A 1,497-nucleotide genomic window follows, 5' to 3' on the forward strand; every position below is an offset into this window, starting at 1 on the left:
TTAGCGGAATGCCACACTAATTCTATTAGGTTGTAATCTGGACTATAAGCTGGTAAAAACTCTAGCCTAATATTGGGCAACTCTTTTTCCACCTGCTCAATAACATCTTTCTTTTTGTGATAACTAGCATTGTCTAATATAATGATAATCTTAGGTCCCTTTTCTCGAAAATCTTCAGGCAGATTTCCCAAGTTTATCCATTCTTGACGAATCTCTTCATGAAGTTTCTTTAATTGTTCATGGAAAGTTTCTGAATTTCCTTTTTTGATCATAAAACAGACTCTTTTTTTATCATTATATCTTAAGGCTCCCATCACATTCACCCTTCCTCTTTTTCTTTGCCCATTCACTTTTTTTCGCTTTCCTTTTTTTGTCCAAGCTCTCCTTCTTATTACTCTCAAACTAAATCCACACTCATCCCAAAACCATACCTGGATTGACTCTGGCTTTTCTTTCGCTAACTTTAAATATTCATCTAATTTTTCTTTAAATGCTTTTCTTAATTTCTTGTCTTGCTTATCTTCTAGACTATATTTTGCCCAGATATACACATACTTTTTTCTTCTCAATATTCTTCTCACTTGCGAGCCACTCAGTTTAATTTCTGTTTCCTTTTCTAGATGCTCTGCTAATCTTGCCGCTGTCCATCTCCCGAATTCATATCCCAATTCCTTCGGGTCTTCATCAACTATTTTCAATAGTAAATTAATATATTCCTCTGTGGCTTTTTTATGATTTCCATTTTTTCTCCCATCTTCTAGACTTTCTAAATTGTTAGGATCGCCATGAACACACCAAGGGGCGACTGTTTTGAGTGAACAACCAATAAACTCAGCTATTTCTCGTTGAGTTTTTCCGTCGTTCAGCAAGAGAAACATTAAAATTCTTTCCCTAACTTCTGCTCTTTCTTCTTCTTTAAGAGCTTTTTGTAAGTTTTTCTTTTCTTCTAAATCTAGGAAATCTTTAGCTGGCATAAGTAGGATTTTTCTAAAATTACTATTTCTATTTTAGGTGGTTTAAGTGCGTTTTAGCTTACCTTTACGGGTTTTCGGTCATATTTCCGATCTTCTCTACTGGCAAAATTTACAGGATAACTATAATTTCGATTTAGTCGATTATCGCGGTTTTTTGCCCACCGAGAGCCTTCAAAAAGAGTTAGGCGACTGTTTTGGCCTGTTGATGACCCCGCGCTGGGTTGAGGCTTTTGGTAACGGGGCTATTGAAGCTTTAGCCTGTGGTGTTCCCGTAGTTGCCTATCGTCGCGGTGGTCCGGTAGAAATTATCGAAGATGGAAAAACTGGTTTTTTAGTTGAACCCGATAGTATCGAGGGATTAGTTACAGGAATTAAAAATTTAGGCTCTTCGTTACTTGTTATGGTTCGATAGGGGGGCATAAATCGACTAAATCCTTATCTGGCAAGAGACTTAATTGATTAGTTCGCTCTAGATAAAAACAATTGACAAAAATCGCTAAATGCCTTTCTCTATAAGGGTTCC

General features: G+C 36.5%; 1 protein-coding gene and 1 pseudogene. One reads left to right on the top strand and one right to left on the bottom strand.

From position 1 onward, the window contains the following. A partial coding sequence (locus O9290_RS20305) for an IS630 family transposase (protein ID WP_288087468.1) occupies positions 1-974 on the bottom strand: 974 nt, incomplete at its 3' end. A gap of 49 nt (positions 975-1,023) precedes the next feature. On the opposite strand from O9290_RS20305, the pseudogene O9290_RS20310 reads away from it, so the two are divergent. After that, positions 1,024-1,356: pseudogene (locus O9290_RS20310) on the top strand (glycosyltransferase); the annotation flags it as partial. Positions 1,357-1,497 lie beyond the last annotated feature (141 nt).

It is taken from the genome of Microcystis sp. LE19-41.2A, assembly GCF_027530405.1.
In the GTDB taxonomy this organism is placed as follows: Bacteria; Cyanobacteriota; Cyanobacteriia; order Cyanobacteriales; family Microcystaceae; genus Microcystis; species Microcystis aeruginosa.